We start from the raw sequence: 20,982 nt of genomic DNA on the forward strand, positions 1-20,982 counted from the left end.
CGTAGAGGGTTCGGTAAATACTTACACGGCGACGCGGGGGGTTAATATCGCACCGGCGTCGCCGTTCGATCATCTCGAAGACGACGACAACGGAGGCGGTTCATGAGCGGCGCGGTGGAGATCCGGCAGGCGACTCCCGAGGAGTACGGCGCGGTCGGTGCGCTCACCGTCGACGTCTATGTGGGCGAGGGGTACATCAACCCCGATAGCGACTACGTCCCGGAACTCGCCGATACCGATACCCGGGCGGAGACCGCGCGCATTCTCGTGGCGGTCCACGACGGCCAGATCGTGGGATCGCTCACCGTCGCCACGCCCGGTACCCCGTTCGCCGATATCGCTCGTCCGGGCGAGCTCGAGTTCCGCATGCTGGCCGTGGCCAAGACCGCCCGCGGGCTCGGCGTCGGGTCCACGCTGGTGCGTCATGTGATCGATATCGCTCGCGCGGAAGGCTTCGACGCGGTGGTCCTCACCACCATGCCGCTCATGCAGGACGCCCGCCGCATGTACGACCGACTGGGTTTCATCCATGTGCCGGAACGGGATTGGCTGACCATGGCGGGCACCCCGCTGACCGTCATGCGCATGCCGCTGAACTGACCTCCGCCATAAAGCATTCCGCGCCGGTGCGCACGAGGCGCACCGACGCGAAACGGCGGCAGGGTGCCCGAGGGCACCGGAGTCTTATCCGAGAACGGTCGCGATTATCCCGGCGAGATAGCCCAGGCGCGCGACCTCCGAGGGCCGGAAGTCCGGTCCGCCCGGGCGGCCCAACAGCAGCACCTTCCCGGTATTGCCCAGCGGCGCGGCGGCCAGCTTGGTGTCCATGTCCCGCCAGAGCTGCGGCACCCATTCGGCTTCGCCGTCGAGGACCGCGGGCTTTTCCAGGGGCATCCACGGCGCCGAACCCGCCTGGGTGGACGGCGCGCTCTGCGAACCCACCACGCGGTAGGCGCCCTGCGGGCCGATATCGATGACGGTGCTCCAGCCGACGCGCAGCACCCGCGGCACGCCGTCGACGAGCACCTGCAGCCGATCGTCGCGGGCATTGGCGACCTGATCGATGAGCTCCAGCTCGCGGTGCGTATCCAGCATTCCCGAATACGGCCGCAGCGAGTCCACCTGCACGTCGTGCAGCGATTCGGCCGCCGTGATCAAGGTGTCGGGCAGCGCGCCCGGCGGGACCTCCACCACGATGTCGTCGATCGCGAAGCCGTCACCGCGTTCGACCACATCCAGCGAGAGGATGTCGGCGCCCACCGAACCCAGCGCGAGCGCGAGCGAACCGAGACTGCCTGGCCGATCCGGAAGTTGCACGCGAAGCAGGTAAGACACGTGCCTTCCTCTCTCTTTTCCTCAGCGACCGAAACCTTGGGGTGGATACCCGGCTTCGCCAATACTTACACCCTTGGTAGCCGGTTATCGAATCGAAGCAACCAGAGTGACCCGAGCCACTTACCGAATGGTTACCTATCGGGGCCGGACAGTCCAGCCGGGCACGACTCGCTAGGCTGTGTCTGGCCGAATCACACGCAAGAACCATGCTGAAAGGGGTCCCGCGGTGCCCGCCATCTCCAGGGACGAGGTTGCACACCTCGCCCGGTTGTCCCGGCTCGCCCTGACCGACGACGAACTCGATCTCTACGCCGGTCAGTTGGATTCGATCCTGACCCACGTCAAGCAGATCACCGAGGTCGCCGCCGACGTTCCCGCCACCGCGTCCCCGAATCCGGAGACCAATGTGACGCGCCCGGATGTGGTGCAGCCGTGCCTGACTCCGGATGAGGCGCTGTCCGGCGCTCCCGCGGTCGAGGAGCAGCGGTTCCTGGTTCCGCAGATTCTGGGGGAGGGCGAATGACCGACCTGACCAAGCTCAATGCCTTCGAGCTGGCCGAGAAGATCCACGCCCGCGAGGTGTCCTCGGTCGAGGTGACCGAGGCGCACATCCGGCGCATCGCCGAGGTCGACGGCGAGATCAACGCCTTCCTACACGTGGCCGGCGAGCAGGCGCTCGTCACCGCCGCCGAGGTCGATCAGGCCATCGCCGCGGGCCGGGTGGCCTCGCCGCTGGCCGGTGTTCCCTTGGCGCTCAAGGACGTTTTCACCACCACCGATATGCCGACCACCTGCGGGTCGAAGATTCTCGAGGGCTGGGTGGCGCCGTACGACGCGACGCTCACCACCAAGCTGCGCGAGGCCGGCATCCCGATTCTCGGCAAGACCAATATGGACGAGTTCGCCATGGGCTCCTCCACCGAGAACTCCGCCTACGGCCCCACCCGCAACCCGTGGGACAAGGAGCGGATCCCGGGCGGCTCCGGCGGCGGTTCGGCGGCGGCGCTGGCCTCGTACCAGGCCCCGCTGGCCATCGGCACCGATACCGGCGGCTCCATCCGCCAGCCCGCCGCGGTCACCGCGACCGTCGGCACCAAGCCCACCTATGGCACGGTGTCCCGCTACGGCCTGGTCGCCTGCGCGTCCTCGCTGGATCAGGGCGGCCCGTGCGGTCGCACGGTCCTGGACACCGCGCTGCTGCACGAGGTCATCGCCGGATACGACCCGCGCGACTCCACCTCCCGCAATGTGCCGGTGGCCCCGGTCGTGGCCGCCGCCCGCGAGGGCGCGAAGGGCGATCTGAAGGGCGTGAAGGTCGGCGTGGTGCGGGAACTGCACTCCGACTCCTACCAGCCGGGCGTCATCTCCTCCTTCGACGCCGCCGTCGCGCAGCTGAAGGATCTGGGCGCCGAGGTGATCGAGGTGTCCTGCCCCAACTTCGAGCACGCGCTGTCGGCTTACTACCTGGTCATGCCGTCGGAGGTGTCCTCGAACCTGGCCCGCTTCGACGCCATGCGCTACGGCCTGCGCGTCGGCGACGACGGGACGCACAGCGCCGACCAGGTCATGTCGCTCAGCCGCGAGGCCGGGTTCGGCCCGGAGGTCAAGCGCCGCATCATGATCGGCACCTACGCGCTGTCGGCGGGCTACTACGACGCCTTCTACGGGCAGGCGCTGAAGGTGCGCACGCTCATCGCGCAGGACTTCGACCGGGCCTACGAGACCGTCGACGTGCTGGTCTCGCCGACCAGCCCGTTCACGCCGTGGAAGCTGGGCGAGAAGGTCAACGATCCGCTGGCCATGTACCTGTCGGACCTGTGCACGCTGCCGACCAACCTGGCCGGGCACTGCGCCATGTCGGTGCCGTCCGGGCTGAGCGCGGACGACGGGCTGCCGGTGGGTCTGCAGATCATGGCCCCGGCGCTGGCCGACGACCGGCTGTACCGGGTCGGCGCGGCCTACGAGGCGGCGCGCGGGCCCATCGCCTGAGCGATCGCCCGAGCGGGAGAAGCCGATTCGGCTCCCGGCCGATGGAGACATCGGCCGGGAGCCGAAGTCTTTCAGGCGGGCCAGGTGAATTCCGGGTCGGTGGCGTAGTCCAGGCGGCGCTGATCCAGGGCCATGGCGACCATGGTCTGCGCGCCCGGGCCGATGATCCTGCGCAGCGGCGGGTTCGGATCGTTCACCAGCTCCAGCAGGGCGGCCGCGCCGACTTCCGGTGCGGCTTCGACCCATTCGCCCTCGGCGGGTTCGGCGGGCTCGGCCGGGGCGTCCTGCGCCGCGGCGGTCAGCTCGGCGACCAGCTCCGGGGTCGGATAGTCGGGCATGCCCAGGATGGCGGTGCGCACTTCCTGATACGCCGGAATGCCTGCGGCGAACTTCATGCTGGACTTGGCCCAATCGGTGTCGAAGCCGCCCATCTGCGCGATGGTCACCTTGATGCCGAATGGGCGCAGTTCATCGGCCAGCGAGGCGCTGAAGCCCTCCAGAGCCCATTTGCTGGCGTTGTACAGCCCGAACAGCGGCAGCGAGCCGACCGCGCCGACCGTCGAGATCTGCACGATGTGCCCGGAGCCCTGCGCGCGCAGCCGCGGCAGCGCCGCCTGCGAAACCCACAGCGCGCCGTAGAAATTGGTGTCCATCTGATCGCGAATCTGATCCTCGGTCAGCTCCTCGATGGCGCCGACCAGGCCGAAACCGGCATTGTTCACGATCACGTCGAGCGACCCGGTGAACTCGAAGGCCGCCGCCACGGTGTCGGACACCTGCTTGCGATCGCGCACGTCCAACGGCAGCACCCGCAGCCGCTCGGTGGCCAGATCGTCGAGGGCGTGTGGATCGCGCACGGTCGCCACGACATGGTCGCCGGCCGCGAGGGCCGCGACCGTGAACGCGCGGCCGAGCCCGCGGCTTGCGCCGGTAATGAACCAGGTTCGAGTCATCGAAGTCCTTTCCTTGCGAGACCTGTTTGTCTCGAGACAAATTTGCCAAAGTGGTTGACATGCCCCTCGAACCAGGGGGCGAGGCCGTCTCGCTGCGGCGATATCGTGGAGACGGGTAGGCTGCGACCCGTTAGACGCCATAAGAGGGATTGGGGAATGCTGCTACCGGGGGAAGTTTTCGCGGGCTATGTGATCGACCGTGAACTGGGCCGGGGCGGGATGGGATCGGTGTACGCCGCGCATCACCCGCGACTGCGGCGGCTGACGGCGCTGAAACTGTTGCATCCGGAAATGTTCGGCAACAACGAGACTCGTGTCCGCTTCGAGCGCGAGGCCGATGTGGTCGCACAGCTGGATCATCCGAACATCATTACCGTCTACGACCGCGGCGCCGAGGGCGAGCAGCTGTGGATCGCCATGCAGTACGTCGACGGCGTCGACGGGGCGGATCTGGGGCCGGACAACCTCACGCCGGAAGGGGCGGTGCAGATCATCGTTCAAACGGCGGCCGCGCTGGATTACGCGCACGGTAAAGGCGTCCTGCACCGGGATGTGAAGCCCGCCAATATCCTGCTGTCGCACTCCGCCGGGGCGGGTGCGGGGTTCTCCCAGCGAGTCCTGCTGAGCGACTTCGGGATTGCCCGCGTGCTCGGCAACGCCCCCATCACCCGCTCCGGGACGCTGACCGCGACGCTGGCCTACGCCTCGCCGGAGCAGCTGAGCGCGGTGCCCCTGGATCACCGTTCCGATCAGTACTCGCTGGCCTGCACGCTGTACCGGTTGCTCACCGGCGCAGGGCCGTTCGACGCGGACAATATCGCCGCCGTCATGCTCGGGCATCTGCAATCCGCGCCGCCGCCGGCGAGTTCGGTCAATCCCAAACTGCCGCAAGCGCTGGACGCGGTACTGGCGCGGGGGCTGGCCAAGGATCCGCAGGACCGATACGCCTCCTGCACCGAATTCGCCCAGGCCGCATTGCAGGTCGTGTCGCCGCCGGCGGCTCCGGTGCTGACCGATACCCGGCCGCTGCCGGTGGCGGCCGCGCCGATCCGGCGGGTGCCGGCGCATCTCGAGCTCGTGCACGGCTGCCTGCTCGGCAGCGCCATCGGCGATGCGCTGGGCGCGCCGGTGGAAATGCTGCTGCTGCGCGATATCAAGCAGCGGTTCGGGCCGCGGGGCGTGACCGGTGAGCGAAACAGCTACCGGGGCAAGATCTCCGATGAGACGCAGCTGACGCTGTTCACCATGGACGCGCTCATTCGCGGGTCGGTCCGGGTGCGCGCCCGCGGGCTCGGCGACGCCACCGACGGGCTGATTCAAGGCATCACCGTTGGGCTGGTGCAGGAATCGCTGCTGGTGTGGTTGCAGGGGCAGGGGATCACGGTGCCCGAACAGCCGCTGCTGCTGCGCAGCGGGCTGACCGGCTATGCGGAGCTCATGAGCTATCGCGGTCCGACGCATACGACCACCACGGCCATGCAGCGGGTGGCGGGTCAGTTGCAGCCGAGTGCGCCGCTGGGGACGCGCAATCGGCCGATCAATGATTCCAAGGGCTGCGCGGCGGTGGTGCGGTCGGTGCCGTTCGGTTTCACGCATTCACTGGAGTACGCCTTCGAAACGGCCTGTGACGCAGGGGCGATCACGCACGGGAATCCGGGCGGGTGGTTGCCCGCGGGGACGCTCGCCGCCATCGTGTTCGGGTTGTGCCGCGGCCTGGAGCTGCGGGCGGCGGTGGAACAGGCGCGCGCCGAGCTGGTTCGGCATCGCGATCACGAGGAGACCTCGCACGCGCTGGCCGCCGCCATCCGACTGGCGCACGGATCGGCGCGGTTGGGGAGTCCGATGCCCGCGCTGGAAGTGCTCGAGTCATTGGGTTCGGGTGTGGTCGGGCCCGAAGCCCTGGCGATCGGCGTGTATGCCGCCCTGTGCGCGGAATCGGTCGGCGGGACCCCGGAGCAGATCTTCCGCAATGGAGTCCTGTTGTCGGTCAACCATTCCGGGGACAGCGACGCCACCGGAGCGGTCTGCGGGGCGCTGCTCGGTGCGCGATTCGGGGTGAGCGCAATGCCGCAGCAGTGGCGGGCCGGGCTCGACGCGGCCCCCATCATCGAGCGGCTGGCCAACGATTTCTGCCGGGAGTTCGGGCCGAACCCGCCGCGCAACGCCTACGGCGAGCCCACCGACGAGTGGTACACCCGGTATCCGGGATAGGCGGGCGCGCACCGAGATCCGGGTTGGGCACTCGGGCCTCGGCACGCGGGCCTCAGCGCTGGGGCACCCCGTGCTCGGGATCTGGCGCTTGATTACCCGGTGCTCGGGACCAGGCGCTCGGGCGCTTGGTGCTCTGGGACCAGGCGCTGGGCACCAGCGCCGGTTAGCAGTCGGGGATTGCGGTGCCCTGATCTGCGCCGTAACGGTGACCGTGCCCGGCCGGGGCATCCAGTGCGCCCAGCAGGTCGACGGCGGTCTGCACGAAGCTGACGCCGGGGATCCATTGCGGCATCGGAGCATCCGGGCGCGTGCCCGCGAGATCCGGCGGTTTCCACAGCAGCGACGGCGACCAATGCACCACCGGGTCGGAAGAATTGGCCAGGACCGTCGCACCCGCGCGATGCACCTGCCCGGCGGGCGGCCCGGCCCACAGCACGCCGCAGGTGCGCCGATCCTGCGCGGCGTCGTTCGCGAAGATCGAACTGCCGCCCAGCGCACCGAGACTCTGCCCGTAGACGAACAGCCGCGGCGGATCCGGCATGTGCGCGACCCGTTCCTCGATCGCGGTGAACAGTGCCCGCGCCGACTCCTGTGCGGCGGTCCGCCCGAACAGGAATGTCACCCAGCTCGGCGCGGCCGAATACTGCAACCCGATCAGCGCCACATCCCCGCCGAACCGCTGATCGATCCCGGCGGCCGCCTCGCCATCGATCCACCCCGACCCGGTCGGCACGGTCACCACCAGATTCCGCTTCTCGAACCCGCCCGACCGCTCCAACTCCCGAATCGCCAGCTCCACCCGGGAATCCAGATCCGGAGCGGAATGCAATCCCACGTACACCCGCACCCCCTGCCCCGGATCCCCGGCGACGAACCGCCGCCCCTGCGCCCCCAACGCCGGCCAGCTGATGGCCGATTCCGGACTCCCCGACCGCGTCGGCGAAACCGGCTGCACCACAGCGGGATCGAACCGAGCGTCAGCGGCCGCGTAGGCGGCCTGCCGCCAGTCCACGATCCCGGGCACCACCACGAGCTGCGTGGCCACACCCAGCACGACGAGCCCCGCCACCGCCCGTGCCCGCCCCAATCGCCGTGCGGCCCAGCGCAGCCCACTCCAGCCCGCCGCAACCGCACCCACGATCAGCATCGTCCCCACACCCCAGTGCAGCCAGTACCCGGCCCCGATCCGCGCCACCCCCATGACATCCCGCAGCTGGTTCTGCCAATACCCCGCCCGCAGCATGGCCGCGACCACCAGAATCGCGGTCACCCCGAGCATGGGCTTCCGGAACCGCGCCCATCGCGAGGTCTCGATCCGCAAGCGGCGCAGCACAACCCGAGTGAGTCCAACTCCCGCCAGCGCCAGCATCACCAGCAGCGAAGTCAACACCGCCTGCGCCGACGCCGTGCGCGGCAACAGCCCGGGAGCCAGCGACGCGAGCACCCCGAGCCCAACCCCCGCGGTGGTACCCACCCGCGGCCACGCCATGACGCCACGCTCACGCCACGATGCGGGCCCGCGCATTCCACGCCGCATGCCTGGCCGTCGATCAGCCCCGGCATCTCGGCGCAGATCCTCCCCTGCATGGCGCAGATCTGGCTCTGCATGGCGCAGCTCTGGCTCTGCATGGCGCAGCTCTGGCTCTGCATGGCGCAGGTCTGGCCCGGCATGACGCAGGTCTTCCCCGGCCCGGCGCGGATCCTCTCCTGCATGGCGCAGATCTTCCCCGTCATTCCGGCGTGCTTTTGGCCGGAATCTACTGGGCTGGTGTGGATCCCGGCCAAGAGCATGCCGGGATGACGGATGGGGCTGCTCCGATGGCGAGTGGAGGTGCCCCGATGGCGAGTGGAGGTGCTCCGATGGCGAGTGGAGGTGCTCCGATGACGAGCGTGACTTCTGCTCGGTTGCTCGGATGATTTCGTCGGCTGCTCCGGTGCGGATGTCGGTCATCACGCCACCGCCGGAACGGTCAGGTCGACGCGACGGGCGCGGGCCGTGCGGATCAGCAAGAGCAGGAGGGCGAGGGAGCCGGTTGCCGCGAGGGCGAATCCGGCGATGCGCAGCGGGGCCGGGACGGTGTCGGAGGTGTCGTCGAACATGGCCTCGTGGACCGGGACGCCGTAGTTCTGGCGGATGGAGTTCAGGTCGACGGCCGTGGTGGCGATGCCGGCCATGACCTGGCATTGGGTGCGGGTGTAGGTGGTGGGTCGGGTGGCGCAGGAGGCGTGCATGCGCTGTTCGAGGCCGGCGTCGAGGGTTTGGCGGGCCCAGGGGCCGAGCGGCTGGTTGTGGGCGTCGGCGTAGCGAAGCAGGTCGTAGCCGAAATCGTGGGCCTTGCAGGCGAGATCGAATTCCGCGGGCAGCGGGACGGGGGAGGAGCAGTCGCCGCGGGGGTTGACCAGCAGACCGGATTCGAGGACGGGGCGGTAGCCGAACTCGGCCTCGAAATCGGCGGGGATGACGGCCGGATCCGGGTGCGCGGCAGTGGATTCCAGGATGGCGCGGCGGGCGGCGGTGTCCTCGGGGGCGGCCGGCGCGGTGGCCGCGACGGCGGTGGCGGGTGCGAACACCACGGCTACGGAGAACAGCATGGTCGCGGCGGAGGCCAAACGGATCGCTCTCATGGGAAACGACGCTAGAAATCGGGGTGATCTTGCCGCCTCACGCTGCGGGGCCGTTCCCGCATGCGCGGGCCGGGGGAGCAGGATGGGAGGGTGATACCGGAGTAGGGGGTGGCAGATACCCCGGCCGTATGAGGTCTGGAGCCGTAATGGTTTCTAGTGTCGTAGACATGCTCGGAACATCCCTGGCGCCCAAGCGCCGCCTCAAAAACGCGCGACTCTGGTTCGACGCGGTCACGGTGCTGGTGGCGCTGGTGTTCATCGCGGTGGCCTGGCCCACCCTGCACCTCACCCATCAGGTGCCGGCGGCGGCGCAGCCCTTCATCGCGGGGCTGGCCGCCTTCCCGATCCTGCTGGTGCGGGCGAACCCGGCGCTGGGCTGGGCCATCTCCGCCGGATCCGCGCTGCTCATCGCGCTGGCCATCCCGCATCAGCCGGGCAATGCGCTGCCCTTCCAGGTGATCCACATCCTGGCGCTGTTCGCGCTGGTGTTCGCGGTGGCGGTGCAATCGCCCATGCAGCTGGTCGGCGTGGTGTGGGTGGCGACCTCGCTGCTGTTCGGCACCACCATGGCCGCGACCGGGGACAGTTTCTCCGATGCGGGCTTCGGCTGGCCGGTGGCCATTACCGGGCTGGTGGTGCTGGGCCTGCTGGTGCGCTGGCTGGTGTCCTCGCGCCAGGCCCTGGTCCGGCAGGAGGAGGTGACCGAGCTGGAGCGGGCCCGCCGGGCGATCCTGGAGGAGAAGGCCCGTATCGCGCGCGACCTGCACGATGTGGTGGCCCATCACATGTCGATGGTGGTGGTGCAGGCGCAGACCGCGCCGTACCGGATCAATGATCTGTCCCCGGAGGCGCGGGCGGAATTCGAATCCATCGGCACCGGGGCGCGCTCGGCGCTCAACGAGATTCGCGGGCTGCTGGGAGTACTGCGGAGTGACGGGCAGCTGCCCGAGCATGCGCCGCAGCCCACCGCCGCCGATGTGCAGGCCATGCTGGAGGGCGCGCAGCGGGCCGGGGTGCCGCTCGCCTGGAGCATCGACGGCGTGCTCGCGGGCATTCCGGATACGACCGGGCTGGCGCTCTACCGCATCGTCCAGGAGTCGCTCGCCAATGCCTCGCGGCATGCGCAGGGCGCTCCGGTGCGGGTGCACATCGCCGTCGGCACGGCGCTGACCCTCACCGTCGAGAACGGCCCGGCCATTGGCGCCAGGCCCGCCGACCCCTCGGGGACGCCGGGCAGCGGTCTGACCGGTATGCAGGCCCGCGCCACCGCGGTCGGCGGCACCCTCAGCGCCGCGCCCCGGCCCGATGGCGGGTTCGTGGTGCACGCCGAGCTGCCGCTCGCACCTGTCCTCGCAGGTGAGGGTGGCGCCGTGGCACTGGAGTCCGGTATCTAGCGCGCCCCTCGGCTCCGAGCTGCCGTCGTTGCCGCCGGTTGCGGATGCTCCGCAACCGGCGGAGATCTGTGTGCCGATGTCCCTACCAGCGTGTCGGGGTGCGAAGCTGCCGTGGTGGCGGCTGTAGGTCGCCGGGCATGGCAAACTCGGTTGCGTGCGTGAGGTGGGACTATGGCGATAACGGTGTTGATCGCCGACGATCAGGCGATGGTGCGTGCGGGCTTCGGGGCGCTGCTGGCCGCGCAGCCCGATATCAGCGTCATCGGTGATGCGCCCGACGGGAAAACCGCTGTGGCGGAGGCGAAGCGGCTGCGCCCGGATGTGGTGCTCATGGATGTGCGCATGCCCGAGATGAACGGGCTCGATGCGGCGCGCGCGATTCTGGCGGCCGGGTTCGATCCGCCGGTGCGGGTGCTCATGCTCACCACCTTCGATATCGACGACTACGTCTACGAGGCGCTCGGCATCGGGGCCAGCGGGTTCATGCTCAAGGACGCGCCCGCGGAGGAGCTGGTGCGGGCCGTGCGCGTGGTCGCCGCGGGCGACGCGCTGCTGGCGCCGACGGTGACGCGCCGGCTCATCGCCGATGTGACCCGGCGCCGCAACAACACTCGCCGCGCCCCGGCGCCCGCGCTGTCCGCGCTCACGCCGCGCGAGCGGGAGGTGCTGGAACTGGTGGCGCGCGGTATGTCCAATGCCGAGATCGCCGAGAGCCTGTTCGTCGCGGAACAGACGGTGAAGACGCATGTTTCGAAGGTTTTCGCCAAACTGAATCTGCGCGATCGGGCGCAGGCGGTGGTGCTGGCCTATGAATCCGGGCTGGTCACCCCCGGCTGATCCGGAGCAGTGGCGCGCGGGCGCGCCGGCGGTAGGCTCACGGATCCGTACGTCACCGAAAAGGGGGTCGTAAGTGCTGAACAGCGGTGACGTGTTCGCCGGTTTCACCATCGAGCGGCTGCTCGGCCAGGGCGGGATGGGCTCGGTCTATCTCGCCCGCCACCCCCGGCTGGGGAAGCTGACCGCGCTCAAGCTGCTGAACCGGGAACTGTTCGCCGACAGGGAGATCCGCGCGCGTTTCGAGCGCGAGGCGGACCTGGTCGCGCAGCTGGACCACCCCAATATCGTCGAGGTCTACGACCGCGGCACCGAACACGATCAACTGTGGATCTCCATGCAGTTCGTCGACGGTATCGATGCCGCCAGCGTCAACCCCGTCATCCTGCCCCCCGAGCGCGCGGTGCAGATCATCGAGGGCGTGGCCGCCGCCCTCGACTACGCCCACTCCCGCGGCGTCCTGCACCGAGACGTCAAGCCCGCCAACATCATTCTGGCCCGCGCCGTGGCCGGCCACGGCGAACGCGTCTTCCTCTCCGACTTCGGCATCGCCCGCCTGCGTGAGGATTCCACCCACCTCACCCAGACCGGCATGTTCACCGCGACCCTCGCCTATGCCTCCCCCGAGCAGATGACCGGCGCCCACCTCGACCACACCACCGACCAGTACTCCCTGGCCTGCGCCCTCTACTGGCTCCTCATCGGCATCGGCCCCTACGACTCCCCCCACCCCGCCGAGTTGATCCGCGGCCACCTCCAACTCCTCCCCCCGCCGGTCAGCCTCCGCCGCCCCGGCCTCACCCCCGCCATGGACGCCGTCCTCACCAAGGCCATGGCCAAACGCCCCACCGACCGCTTCCCCTCCTGCACCGCCTTCGCCAAGGCCGCCCGCCGCGCCCTCACCGACCCCCGAATCCCCACGCCCCCACAACCACTGGGCACCACCTACCCCCCCGCCCCCACCTCCCAACCCGGCTACCAACCGGGATACCAAGCCCCGCCGCCGGGTTACACCCAACAGCCCGGCTACCCATCCGCCCCGCCGAACTACCCTGCGCCCCAGGCATACCCGCCCCCCGCCTATCCGGCCACGCAACAGGGTTATCCGCCCCCCGGCTATCCACCTCAGCCGCAAAGCTATCCGGCCCCGGGTTACGCTCCGCAACCCTCCCCACCTGCCCCGGGCTATGCCGCCGCGCCCCCGCAGCCCGCCGCTCCTCCGAATCGACCACAGCCCGCGCCGCCCGCGCAGCGCTCGCCCGATCCCTCCGAACAGCGCACCGACCTGCTTCCCCAGCCCGGAGCGCCCGCGCCGCCACCGGAATCGACCACACCCGAATCCGACGACGACGCAAGACGAAGCCCGCACGCGACCACACCCTCCGGCCCGCAGATATCGGAGCCGGAGCCGGGCGGTCCGCCCGAATCCAGTGCAGCCGCTGCGCACTCCGGTGAGGCAGCAACGGAACAGCCCGGGCAGCCCGAGCACGCACCGCGTGAGTCCGCACACCGCGGTGACCAGACATCGATGCCCGCGAGCGCTGAGCAGGAGGGGGAGGCGAGCCCGGCCGCTGGCGCGCCGCCTGAGTTCCGGTACGGCGGGCCCGTGGCCGCGTCGCCCGAATCCGGTAAAGCCGCAAGGCAGTCCAGTGGCTCGACAGCGGATCGGTCCGGGCTGCCCGAGCATGCACGGCGTGAGCCGGCGCACCGCGGTGACGAGGCATCTGCGCCCCCGGTCGCCAGCGAGCCGCAGCAGCGGAACGACGAATTCGAAGCGAGCGCACGTTCCTCGACTTCGGACATGTCGCCCGAATCCGGGGCAGTCCTGCGCCCCGGCTCCCCAGCCTCACAGCCGGATTCGACTGCGACAGCAGGTTCGCCCGAGCACGACGCGGGGGCACAGCAGACCGAGCCGGTGCCGCCGGGCGGGTATGACGATGAAGCCGTGGAAGCGGCGATCGCGGCCAATCTTGGGCCCGAGTGGGCGGGCCGGGCGTCGGCGGGACGGGCGGCCGACGCCGGAGATGCCGCAGGCGCGCCGGAGGTTTCGCCGCAGGGTGATGAGCCGTTGCCGGGGGAATCGGCTGCGGTGCAGCGGGCCGGTTCGGCAGGGCCACGCGGCCGCGATGCCGAACTCGCTGCGGCGGGCGACGCCGCTCGCGGCCCGGGGCAGCCCGACCATCCGGACGAAGATTCGCCGCATTCGACGACGGGTCTATTCGGAGTGGGCCCGACGCCCGAATCAGGCGATGACGCATCGCATCCGGGTGATGTCGGTGCTGGAGAGCCAGGTGTGCGGGAGGCATCCCGACTCAGCGATGCCGGCGAGCACCCATTCCGGACGACAGCCGGTGCGGCTGGGGACTCCGGCGCGGAGGAGGTAGGAGCGGCCGGGGATGGGCCGGGGTCGGTTGTCTATCCGGCGGGCGGGGAGCGGGGCTCGGCGGAGGCGGTGGAGCGCGCGCGGGCGCGGACGGATGTGATGCCGCTGGCGGGGGACGAGGGTGAGTCCGCGGTGAACGACAGCGGTGAGACCGGCTCGGTGGCGGGTGCGAAGCCGTATCCCGCTGGAGAGCTGAGGCATCCGGAGTCGGGGGCGTTCGTGCCGGTGCGCGATGAGGTCGAGAGCAGCGGGCCGGGGGTGGTTGCGCCCCATTGGGTGGGCGATGAGGCCGAAGGCAGTGGCACGGGGCGGGTGGCGCCTGCGTGGACGGGCGATGAAGTCGAGGGGAGCGGGGTGGGGCGGGTGCCGCCGGTGCTGGGTGGGGAGTTCGGGGCGTATCCCGGCGGGGGTGGGTTCGGGCCGGGGTATGGGCAGCAGCCGGGTGGGGGGTATCCGCCGGGATTGGTTGGGCCGCGGGAGCGGCCGCGGGCCGAGGCGTCGCAGACGACGGCGATGGTGGTGTTGGGGCTGGCGGTGGTGGCGCTGGTGTTGATGCTGGCATTGGTGGTGGTGACGCTGGGCGGGTGAGGGGTCAGGGGACGGCGTCTTGGGCCAGGACCATTTGGCCGGTGTCGACGAGGATCTGGCGGGCGCGGCGGCGCACCAGGCAGTTGTCGACGGTGCAGCACATGTGGATCTGCATGGCTTGGTGGGCCTGGGGGAGGGTTAGGTCGCCGGGGTCGATGGTGCAGTCGAAGAGATACATCATGGTGTCCGCCGGATGCAGCGCAGGGTCCTGTGCAAATAGCGGTCCGGCGCTGGTGCACGGGCGGCCACTGCGTCGGACCTGAGGCAAGCGTATCGAGATTCGGCCGCTCGCATGGGGAATACGCGTGCTCGCCGACAGTTGTTCACTGGCACGTATGGGTTGTTTGGTGCGCCCGGCTCGGGGACGAGTGGTCCAGACATCAGGGTTCCGGCTCTCACCGGGCGCGCCTCGAAGTACAGCACTCCGGCGACGACACAGCAATCGAAACCACACACCGCCGCGGAGTTTTTCGAAACCGCCAGGTCAGCATTCATAACGCATGGGAGCATCGTTCACAGTGACCGAAAACCGCCTTCGTGGGGGAGGATTCGATGTCCGACCATGGTTCCACTCTGCCGCGCCGCCAACTGGGGCGATACCTGCGCGAGGGGCGCATGCAATGCAATATGACCATCGCCGAGGCGGCCGGCCTGATGGAGTGGAGCGAATCGAAACTCCAGCGCCTGGAAACCGGTAACGCCGAGAAGATTCGGGTGCTCGATATCCGGGAATTGTGCCGTATCTACGACTTCGACGAGGAGTTCAGCGCCGCCCTGCTCGGGCTGGCCCAGCAGGCCAGTGTCAAGTCCTGGTGGCACGAATACGACGACCTCATTCCCGAGGGCTTCAATGTGTATGTCGGCCTGGAGGCCTCGGCCCGCGCGTTGATCTCCTATCAACCCGATCTGATCCCCGGCCTGATGCAGACCGCCGACTACGCACGCGTTCTCATCAGCGATTACTGGCCGGATGCTGCCGCCGACCAACTCGATCGCCGGGTGCAGTTGAAGATGCGCCGCCAGTCCCTTTTGACCAGAAAACGCAGCCCCGCCACCTTCGAGGTGGTGATCCACGAAACCGCATTACGCCGGGTCGTGGGCGCTCCGCAGATCATGGCGGCGCAATTGCGGCGCGTGGCGGACATGTCGACACTGCCATCGATAGCGGTTCGTGTACTACCCTTCTCCGCGGGCGTCCCGATCGGGCATACCGTCGGGCCGTTCGTGATTCTGGAATTCGGCCGGGACAGCGGAAACCGACCGGTCGAACCAACCGTGGTGTACCTGGAGAACTTTCTGGGCGACCTGTATCTCGAGAAGCAGGCCGCGGTCGAGAGGTATCACCAGGCGTACCAGTCCCTCCAGCGCGCGGCGCTGGATGAGGCGAGCAGTAGGGATCTCTTGCGGAAGGCAGCGAAGGAGTACGCGACGTGAACGAACCGTCCGGTGTCCGGTGGTTCAAGAGCGCCCGCAGCACAGGGGCGAAGGAATGCGTGGAAATCGCGTTCCTGGACAGCGGTGTGGGAGTACGCGATAGCAAGAATCCGACCGGTCCGAAATTATTTTTCGGTCCGGCCGAATGGGATCGGTTCACCACCGCGTTGGTGACCGGGCGCTTCGATCGCCGCTAGCGCGCGGCGCGGAACGGAAACGAATCGGGGCCCTCGCGCAAATGCGGGGGCCCCGATCCATAGGCGACGAAGGTCAGCCGAAGAAGGCCGCAGCTTCCCGGTAGCGTTCCTGCGGAACCAGTTTCAGCTGTTTGGTGGCTTCCGACAACGCCACCAGTTCGATTTCGGTCCCGCGCAAGGCCACCATTTGCCCGAATTGTCCGGCGTGCACGGCTTCTGCCGCATGCACGCCGAAACGCGTGGCCAGCACCCGGTCATACGGCGTGGGCGTGCCGCCGCGCTGCACATGGCCGAGCACGGTCACCCGCACCTCCTTGCCGATGCGCCGCTCGATCTCCGGCGCCAGCTGCTGCGCCACGCCGGTGAACCGCACGTGCCCGAACTCGTCGATCCCGCCGTCGCGCAGGCTCATGGACTTGGGATCGGGCGTGGCCCCCTCGGCCACCACGCAGATGAAATGCGAATCCCCGCGCTGGAAGCGCCGTTTCATCATGGCGCACATCTCGTCCACATCGAAGGGCACCTCGGGCACCAGCGTCAGGTGCGCGCCGGAGGCCATACCGGAGTTGATGGCGATCCACCCGGCATGCCGGCCCATGACCTCCACCAGCATGACGCGCTGATGCGATTCCGCCGTGGTGTGCAGCCGGTCGATGGCCTCGGTGGCAATGGAGATGGCGGTGTCGTGCCCGAAGGTGGTGTCGGTGCAGTCGATGTCGTTGTCGATGGTCTTGGGCACGCCCACCACGGGCACGCCCTCGTCGGCCAGCCAGCTGGCCGCGGTCAGCGTGCCCTCGCCGCCGATGGGGATGAGCGCGTCGATGCCATTGTCGTCGAGAGTCTGCTTGATGCGGCCCAATCCGGCGCGCAGCACATCCGGATTGGTGCGGGCGGTGCCGAGAATGGTGCCGCCCTTGGTGAGCAGCCGGTCGGTGCGGTCGTTGTTGAGGATCTGGATCTTGCGATCCTCGAGTAGCCCCCGCCACCCGTCCTGGAAGCCGACGATCGCATCCCCCCAGCGGCCGTTCGCGGTACGAACGACGGCTCGGATCACGGCGTTCAGGCCAGGGCAGTCCCCGCCTCCGGTCAAGACTCCGATGCGCATGTGACCTATCTTGCCCCGAGTCCGGGAGTCCGTGGGGCGCACCCCCGTGAACCGCTGGTTAAGACCTGGGCGATCCGCCGGTCACCGCGCGCTTCAGCAGACCCCGCCCTGCAATTCGTCCAGATGCTCGCCGACCAGCGCCGCCACCTTGTTGAGCATGACGGTGCCCTCGTCGAAGGACCCGGAGCTGGGCGCCGCCGCCATGGCCACGGCCACCTGCCCGCGCTCGACCGGAATCAGCCCGAACTGCCGGACCAGGTAGTTCCCGCTGGTGTCGGGTCCCCAGCCGCCCTTGAATTCGGCGCCGTCCAGATTGCCCAGCCCCCAGCGCTGCCCGTAGCTGATCTGCCCCATGAGACCGGTGACGCTGTCGGACTCCGGCAGGCACGGCAGCTTCGCGGCGAAGCGCACCTGTGCGTCCAGCGACCAATCCGCCTGTCCGAAGGCGGAATACTCCGAGCGGGTCCGGGTGGCGGGAACCTTGGTGACCGCGTCGCCGCCCTCGCGCAGCACCGCCTCCACGGCTTGGGCCGCGGCGGCGGGCGCGCCGAGGGACTGCCAGAGCACATCGGCGGCCGAATTGTCCGAGTAGGTAATGGCCGTGCTCGCGGTGCCCGAATAGCCGGAGTTCTGCCGCAGCGCCGCCAGCGCCAGCGGCACCTTCATGGTGGACCAGGCCGGGCCGCTGCTCCAATCGCCGAGGGTCACCACGCGATCCCCGCCCACCGGCAGAATGGCCAGGGCCACCTTGCCGTTGAGGGCCGGGCGTAGCTCATTGCTGAAATCCCAGGCGAGACTGCCGGGCATGGCCATGACGATGCCCGCGGTGGTGGTCGCGGGCCCGCCGGCGGCGCTGGTCGTGGTGGGCACCATGACCGGATCCTCGGTGGAGCAGCCGACGGCCCCGGCCAGTAGCAAGGCCACCGCACCACAGCCCGCCGCGCGTGCGAAGCGGCGGAGGGGCCGAAGCCGCCCGCCCTTACTGTCAGCGGCGCGCGATCGCGATGCGTCCACCCGGTTTACCTCCGTACGTGTCCGGGTACATGTAAGTCCCTGTTCCTAGCGGACACACGTAAACCCGTCAATTCGCAAGGGATTGTTGTGCGTCCGGGCGGCAGGGTCAAACGCAGTGCGTATAGCCGCATTTCAGCGTCAGCGGTGATATTCCCTGCGGCTCAATGGCGACAGTGCCGAATCGAGTGACGACACCGCCCCCGCGTCAGTGGCTGCACAGCCCGCCGTGCAGGTTCGGTAGGTGCTCGCCGACCAGCATGGCCATCTTGTCCATCATGTCGGTGGCGTCCTCGAACGAGCCCGACTCCGGCTCGGCGGCCATGGCCACCGCGATCGGCCCGGACAGCGTTGGGATCAAACCGAACTGGCGAACCAGGTATTTGCCGGTGTCGTCGTGCGGCCCCCAGCCGCCCTTGAATTGCGCGTCGATCAGCCGGCCCAGCCCCCAGCTCTGGCTGGGCGTGATCTCGCTCATGAACGTGACCACCCGGTTGGCCATGGGCAGGCAGGGCAACTGCGCCGCGAAGCGCACCTGATCGGTGAGCGTCCAATCGGTGGCGCCGAATTCGTAGAGCTGATTGCCGCCCAGCGCGGCCAGCTGCGAGTGCCGGGACCCCACATCGGTGTTCATGTCTCCGGCCTCGTGCAGCACCGCCTCCACCGCGTCGGCGGCCTCGTTGCCGGTGCCGAGGGAATCCCAAAGCGCCTGCGCCGCACCATTGTCCGAATAGGTGATGGCGGCCTCGGCGGTATCGCGCAGCCCCTCGGGATCATTGCGCAGCGCGGCCAGCGCCAGCGGCACCTTGATGGTCGACCAGGCGTCGCCGACGACCCAGTCGCCCAGCACCGTCATGTCCCCGCCGCCGACCGGCATGATCGCCAGCCCGACGCTGCCGTCCAGTCCGGCCTCCAGATCGGCGAAATCGGCTGCGAGAGAAACGACATTGGGCAGGCCGAACAGATCCGGCAGGGTGGGTCCGATCATCGACATGCCCGGGCCCCCGACGGCCCCCAGCGCCACGGCGGCCGGATCGGCCACCGGATTGCCCGTCACCCGGTCCGCTCCGCACGCGGAGACCGCGAGCAGCGCCGCCATCGCGAGGCCTCGGGCAACAGCCTTGCGACAGGCCGGAATAGGGTCAGTAGACATACACCACCGCGTTCTCGCCACCCGTGCAGGTGACCAATTTGCCTGTGGCCGTACAGCTCATCGTGTACGACCGGTTGGTGACCGGGCTGACCGCCACCACGCTGGTCGCCGTCCCCGGCCGCCCAGCCGTCGCGTCAGCATACGCCCGGCGCACTTCTTCCGCGAAAGGACAACTGGTGACACCGTTTCCGATGGCGGAGGTGGTGTAACCGCTCAGGGCGGAGTACACCTTCGCGCACGGCGTGGCGCCGGCCGGCAACTGCACCGTGGTGGGCGCCGCGGAGGTCGTCGTAGTGGGCGGTTGGGTCAGCGGCACGGTGATGTTCGGATCGTCCTGCGCCACCGTCGTCTTCGGTGATTCGGAACCGGAGCGGTCCAGGACTTGCCAGCCCACCGCGCCCGCGATGGCGGCAATGGCGATCACCAGCACACCGATGGCCATCGGCACCGCGATGGACGTGCGCGAGGACCGCCGCGGCGGCGGCTGCGGATCCTCGTAGCGCGGATGATCCGAGGTCGGATACAGCGACGGGTCGGGCGCGGGCGCGTACGGAAAGTCCTGCGGCTGGGCGTGTCCCCACACCGGCTGCTGCTGTTGGGGCCCGCGCGGCTGCGCCTGCTGCGGCAGCGGCGTGTAGTGCAGATCGCTGACCCGCACCACGGTCGGATCGGCGGGCACGATGACCGGCAGATCGCTGGTGGCCGGCTGCTCCTCGCCCACGGCGGGGAAACTGCCCGTGGTGTACGGCGGATAGTTCCCGGTATTCGGTTGCACCACAGTGGGATCGGTATTGCGCACCGGGGGCGTGTTCCGGACCGTGGGCGCGGCTGCCGGCGGTTCCGGCGCGGGCGGCACGGTGCGCCCGCGCGGCAGCACCTCGGTCGGCGGCGCCGCCACCATGCCGCCGCTGAGCGCGGTGCGCGCGGCCCGTGCGAACTCACCCGCGGTCAGATAGCGCGCGGCGGGATCCTTGGCCAGCGCCCGCGCCACCACGGCGTCCAGGGCCGGGGGAATCCCGCTCTGCTGCGTACTCGGGCGCGGCGGCGGATCCGAGAGGTGCGCGCGGATCAGCACACTCATATTGTCGGCCGGGAACGGCTTGCCGCCGGTGAGGCATTCGTGCAGCACGCAGCCGAGCGAGTAGATATCGGCCCGCCCGGTCACCGGTCCGGAGTCGAAGCGCTCGGGAGCCATGTAGGCGTATGAGCCCACGGCGCTGCCCGCGATGGTGAGCGTGGTGTCGCCCTCGGCGCGGGCGATGCCGAAGTCGGCGAGATATGCGAAATCCGCATCAGTGACAAGGATATTGGCGGGTTTCACATCCCGGTGCACAAGACCCGAGTAGTGCGCGGCGTCCAGCGCGGCCGCGATCTGGTCGATGACATTGACCGCGCGCAGTGGCGCCATGGTGCCCTGGAAGTCGAGCAGGCTGCGCAGATCCTGGCCGCGCACCAGCCGCATATCGATGTAGAGCACACCGTCGATCTCGCCCCAGTCGTGGATGGGGATGATGTGCGGTTCGGCCAGCCGCGCCGCGGCCTGTGATTCGCGGCGGAAACGCTCCTGGTAGGAGGGATCTTTCGCGAGCTCGGCGGGCAGCAGCTTGAGCGCGACCACCCGATCCTTGACGGTGTCGTAGGCCTCGTAGACCTCACCCATACCGCCTCTGCCCAGCAGCGAGCGCAACTCGTACGGCCCGAACCTGCCGCCGGCCCGTGATGGCGGTGCTTCCACCCCGTCAAACCTCCAACTCCCGGGAGGGCAACGAC

The 20,982-nt window shown here is 69.2% G+C and carries 19 protein-coding genes; 10 read left to right on the forward strand and 9 right to left on the reverse strand.

What is annotated here, in order from left to right:
• The first annotated feature begins 102 nt into the window (after window positions 1-102).
• A complete protein-coding gene (locus tag ACFVIV_RS25300) occupies window positions 103-600 on the forward strand; it encodes a GNAT family N-acetyltransferase (RefSeq protein ID WP_379200330.1) in 498 nt (165 codons plus the stop codon).
• Window positions 601-684: 84 nt separating this feature from the next.
• Here ACFVIV_RS25300 and ACFVIV_RS25305 read toward each other — a convergent pair whose 3' ends face one another.
• Complete coding sequence (locus ACFVIV_RS25305) at window positions 685-1,335, reverse strand: amino acid-binding protein (protein WP_379200332.1); 651 nt, start codon at window positions 1,333-1,335, stop codon at window positions 685-687.
• 226 nt (window positions 1,336-1,561) lie between these two features.
• Between ACFVIV_RS25305 and gatC the strand changes: the two genes are divergently transcribed.
• Window positions 1,562-1,858 carry an Asp-tRNA(Asn)/Glu-tRNA(Gln) amidotransferase subunit GatC gene (gatC, locus tag ACFVIV_RS25310; RefSeq protein WP_379200334.1) on the forward strand — a complete coding sequence of 99 codons (297 nt, stop codon included), beginning with the start codon at window positions 1,562-1,564 and terminating at the stop codon, window positions 1,856-1,858.
• Window positions 1,855-3,324, forward strand: a complete 1,470-nt coding sequence (gene gatA / locus ACFVIV_RS25315) for an Asp-tRNA(Asn)/Glu-tRNA(Gln) amidotransferase subunit GatA (protein ID WP_379200336.1) — start codon at window positions 1,855-1,857, stop codon at window positions 3,322-3,324. The genes gatC and gatA overlap by 4 nt, the downstream gene beginning before the upstream one ends.
• A gap of 71 nt (window positions 3,325-3,395) precedes the next feature.
• On the opposite strand, the gene ACFVIV_RS25320 is transcribed toward gatA, so the two are convergent.
• Window positions 3,396-4,277: an SDR family NAD(P)-dependent oxidoreductase gene (locus ACFVIV_RS25320; RefSeq protein ID WP_379200338.1), complete on the reverse strand. Its 882-nt coding sequence runs from the start codon at window positions 4,275-4,277 to the stop codon at window positions 3,396-3,398.
• A 156-nt stretch (window positions 4,278-4,433) separates the two neighbouring features.
• Here ACFVIV_RS25320 and ACFVIV_RS25325 point away from each other — a divergent pair, with 156 nt between their 5' ends.
• Window positions 4,434-6,488, forward strand: coding sequence for an ADP-ribosylglycohydrolase family protein (locus ACFVIV_RS25325; RefSeq protein ID WP_379200340.1), 2,055 nt, complete (start codon window positions 4,434-4,436; stop codon window positions 6,486-6,488).
• A 163-nt stretch (window positions 6,489-6,651) separates the two neighbouring features.
• On the opposite strand, the gene ACFVIV_RS25330 is transcribed toward ACFVIV_RS25325, so the two are convergent.
• Window positions 6,652-7,977 (reverse strand): alpha/beta-hydrolase family protein, encoded by a 1,326-nt coding sequence (locus ACFVIV_RS25330; protein ID WP_379200342.1) that lies wholly within the window; start codon window positions 7,975-7,977, stop codon window positions 6,652-6,654.
• Between the two features lie 96 nt (window positions 7,978-8,073).
• Between ACFVIV_RS25330 and ACFVIV_RS25335 the strand changes: the two genes are divergently transcribed.
• Window positions 8,074-8,289 (forward strand): hypothetical protein, encoded by a 216-nt coding sequence (locus ACFVIV_RS25335; protein ID WP_379200344.1) that lies wholly within the window; start codon window positions 8,074-8,076, stop codon window positions 8,287-8,289.
• 149 nt (window positions 8,290-8,438) lie between these two features.
• Here the strand turns inward: ACFVIV_RS25335 and ACFVIV_RS25340 are convergent, their stop codons facing one another.
• A complete protein-coding gene (locus ACFVIV_RS25340) occupies window positions 8,439-9,113 on the reverse strand; it encodes a hypothetical protein (RefSeq protein WP_379200346.1) in 675 nt (224 codons plus the stop codon).
• 167 nt (window positions 9,114-9,280) lie between these two features.
• Here ACFVIV_RS25340 and ACFVIV_RS25345 point away from each other — a divergent pair, with 167 nt between their 5' ends.
• The 3 genes from ACFVIV_RS25345 to ACFVIV_RS25355 all read left to right on the forward strand — a co-directional run bounded on the left by ACFVIV_RS25345 (window position 9,281) and on the right by ACFVIV_RS25355 (window position 14,312).
• Window positions 9,281-10,507: a sensor histidine kinase gene (locus ACFVIV_RS25345; RefSeq protein ID WP_379200348.1), complete on the forward strand. Its 1,227-nt coding sequence runs from the start codon at window positions 9,281-9,283 to the stop codon at window positions 10,505-10,507.
• Window positions 10,508-10,678: 171 nt separating this feature from the next.
• The gene (locus ACFVIV_RS25350; RefSeq protein WP_379200349.1) at window positions 10,679-11,344 is read left to right on the forward strand and encodes a response regulator; all 666 of its coding nucleotides are present in this window, start codon (window positions 10,679-10,681) and stop codon (window positions 11,342-11,344) included.
• Between the two features lie 73 nt (window positions 11,345-11,417).
• Window positions 11,418-14,312: a protein kinase gene (locus tag ACFVIV_RS25355; protein ID WP_379200351.1), complete on the forward strand. Its 2,895-nt coding sequence runs from the start codon at window positions 11,418-11,420 to the stop codon at window positions 14,310-14,312.
• A gap of 4 nt (window positions 14,313-14,316) precedes the next feature.
• Here ACFVIV_RS25355 and ACFVIV_RS25360 read toward each other — a convergent pair whose 3' ends face one another.
• Entirely contained in the window at window positions 14,317-14,493 is a 177-nt protein-coding gene (locus tag ACFVIV_RS25360) for a hypothetical protein (RefSeq protein ID WP_379200353.1), read from the reverse strand.
• Window positions 14,494-14,864: 371 nt separating this feature from the next.
• Between ACFVIV_RS25360 and ACFVIV_RS25365 the strand changes: the two genes are divergently transcribed.
• Together ACFVIV_RS25365 and ACFVIV_RS25370 are read left to right on the forward strand one after the other, a co-directional pair.
• The gene (locus ACFVIV_RS25365) at window positions 14,865-15,746 is read left to right on the forward strand and encodes a helix-turn-helix domain-containing protein (protein WP_379200355.1); all 882 of its coding nucleotides are present in this window, start codon (window positions 14,865-14,867) and stop codon (window positions 15,744-15,746) included.
• Window positions 15,743-15,943: a DUF397 domain-containing protein gene (locus ACFVIV_RS25370; RefSeq protein ID WP_379200357.1), complete on the forward strand. Its 201-nt coding sequence runs from the start codon at window positions 15,743-15,745 to the stop codon at window positions 15,941-15,943. Before ACFVIV_RS25365 ends, ACFVIV_RS25370 begins: the two co-directional genes overlap by 4 nt.
• Before the next feature lie 73 nt (window positions 15,944-16,016).
• Here ACFVIV_RS25370 and ACFVIV_RS25375 read toward each other — a convergent pair whose 3' ends face one another.
• From ACFVIV_RS25375 to ACFVIV_RS25390, 4 genes are all read right to left on the reverse strand, one after another.
• Window positions 16,017-17,048 (reverse strand): ATP-dependent 6-phosphofructokinase, encoded by a 1,032-nt coding sequence (locus ACFVIV_RS25375; protein WP_379200359.1) that lies wholly within the window; start codon window positions 17,046-17,048, stop codon window positions 16,017-16,019.
• A 93-nt stretch (window positions 17,049-17,141) separates the two neighbouring features.
• Window positions 17,142-17,972, reverse strand: a complete 831-nt coding sequence (locus tag ACFVIV_RS25380; RefSeq protein ID WP_379200361.1) for a hypothetical protein — start codon at window positions 17,970-17,972, stop codon at window positions 17,142-17,144.
• Between the two features lie 295 nt (window positions 17,973-18,267).
• Window positions 18,268-19,158 (reverse strand): serine hydrolase, encoded by an 891-nt coding sequence (locus ACFVIV_RS25385; protein WP_379200363.1) that lies wholly within the window; start codon window positions 19,156-19,158, stop codon window positions 18,268-18,270.
• 43 nt (window positions 19,159-19,201) lie between these two features.
• The gene (locus ACFVIV_RS25390) at window positions 19,202-20,947 is read right to left on the reverse strand and encodes a protein kinase (protein ID WP_379200365.1); all 1,746 of its coding nucleotides are present in this window, start codon (window positions 20,945-20,947) and stop codon (window positions 19,202-19,204) included.
• Window positions 20,948-20,982: the final 35 nt, after the last annotated feature.

It is taken from the genome of Nocardia sp. NPDC127526, from assembly GCF_042672265.1.
Classification (GTDB): domain Bacteria; phylum Actinomycetota; class Actinomycetes; order Mycobacteriales; family Mycobacteriaceae; genus Nocardia.

Coding starts and splice junctions, on each gene's coding strand:
- ACFVIV_RS25300 (WP_379200330.1), top strand. CDS start 103: ATGAGCGGCGCGGTGGAGATCCGGCAGGCGACTCCCGAGGAGTACGGC.
- gatA (WP_379200336.1), top strand. CDS start 1,855: ATGACCGACCTGACCAAGCTCAATGCCTTCGAGCTGGCCGAGAAGATC.
- ACFVIV_RS25320 (WP_379200338.1), bottom strand. CDS start 4,277: ATGACTCGAACCTGGTTCATTACCGGCGCAAGCCGCGGGCTCGGCCGC.
- ACFVIV_RS25325 (WP_379200340.1), top strand. CDS start 4,434: ATGCTGCTACCGGGGGAAGTTTTCGCGGGCTATGTGATCGACCGTGAA.
- ACFVIV_RS25330 (WP_379200342.1), bottom strand. CDS start 7,977: ATGGCGTGGCCGCGGGTGGGTACCACCGCGGGGGTTGGGCTCGGGGTG.
- ACFVIV_RS25335 (WP_379200344.1), top strand. CDS start 8,074: ATGGCGCAGATCTGGCTCTGCATGGCGCAGCTCTGGCTCTGCATGGCG.
- ACFVIV_RS25340 (WP_379200346.1), bottom strand. CDS start 9,113: ATGAGAGCGATCCGTTTGGCCTCCGCCGCGACCATGCTGTTCTCCGTA.
- ACFVIV_RS25345 (WP_379200348.1), top strand. CDS start 9,281: ATGCTCGGAACATCCCTGGCGCCCAAGCGCCGCCTCAAAAACGCGCGA.
- ACFVIV_RS25350 (WP_379200349.1), top strand. CDS start 10,679: ATGGCGATAACGGTGTTGATCGCCGACGATCAGGCGATGGTGCGTGCG.
- ACFVIV_RS25360 (WP_379200353.1), bottom strand. CDS start 14,493: ATGATGTATCTCTTCGACTGCACCATCGACCCCGGCGACCTAACCCTC.
- ACFVIV_RS25365 (WP_379200355.1), top strand. CDS start 14,865: ATGTCCGACCATGGTTCCACTCTGCCGCGCCGCCAACTGGGGCGATAC.
- ACFVIV_RS25375 (WP_379200359.1), bottom strand. CDS start 17,048: ATGCGCATCGGAGTCTTGACCGGAGGCGGGGACTGCCCTGGCCTGAAC.
- ACFVIV_RS25385 (WP_379200363.1), bottom strand. CDS start 19,158: ATGGCGGCGCTGCTCGCGGTCTCCGCGTGCGGAGCGGACCGGGTGACG.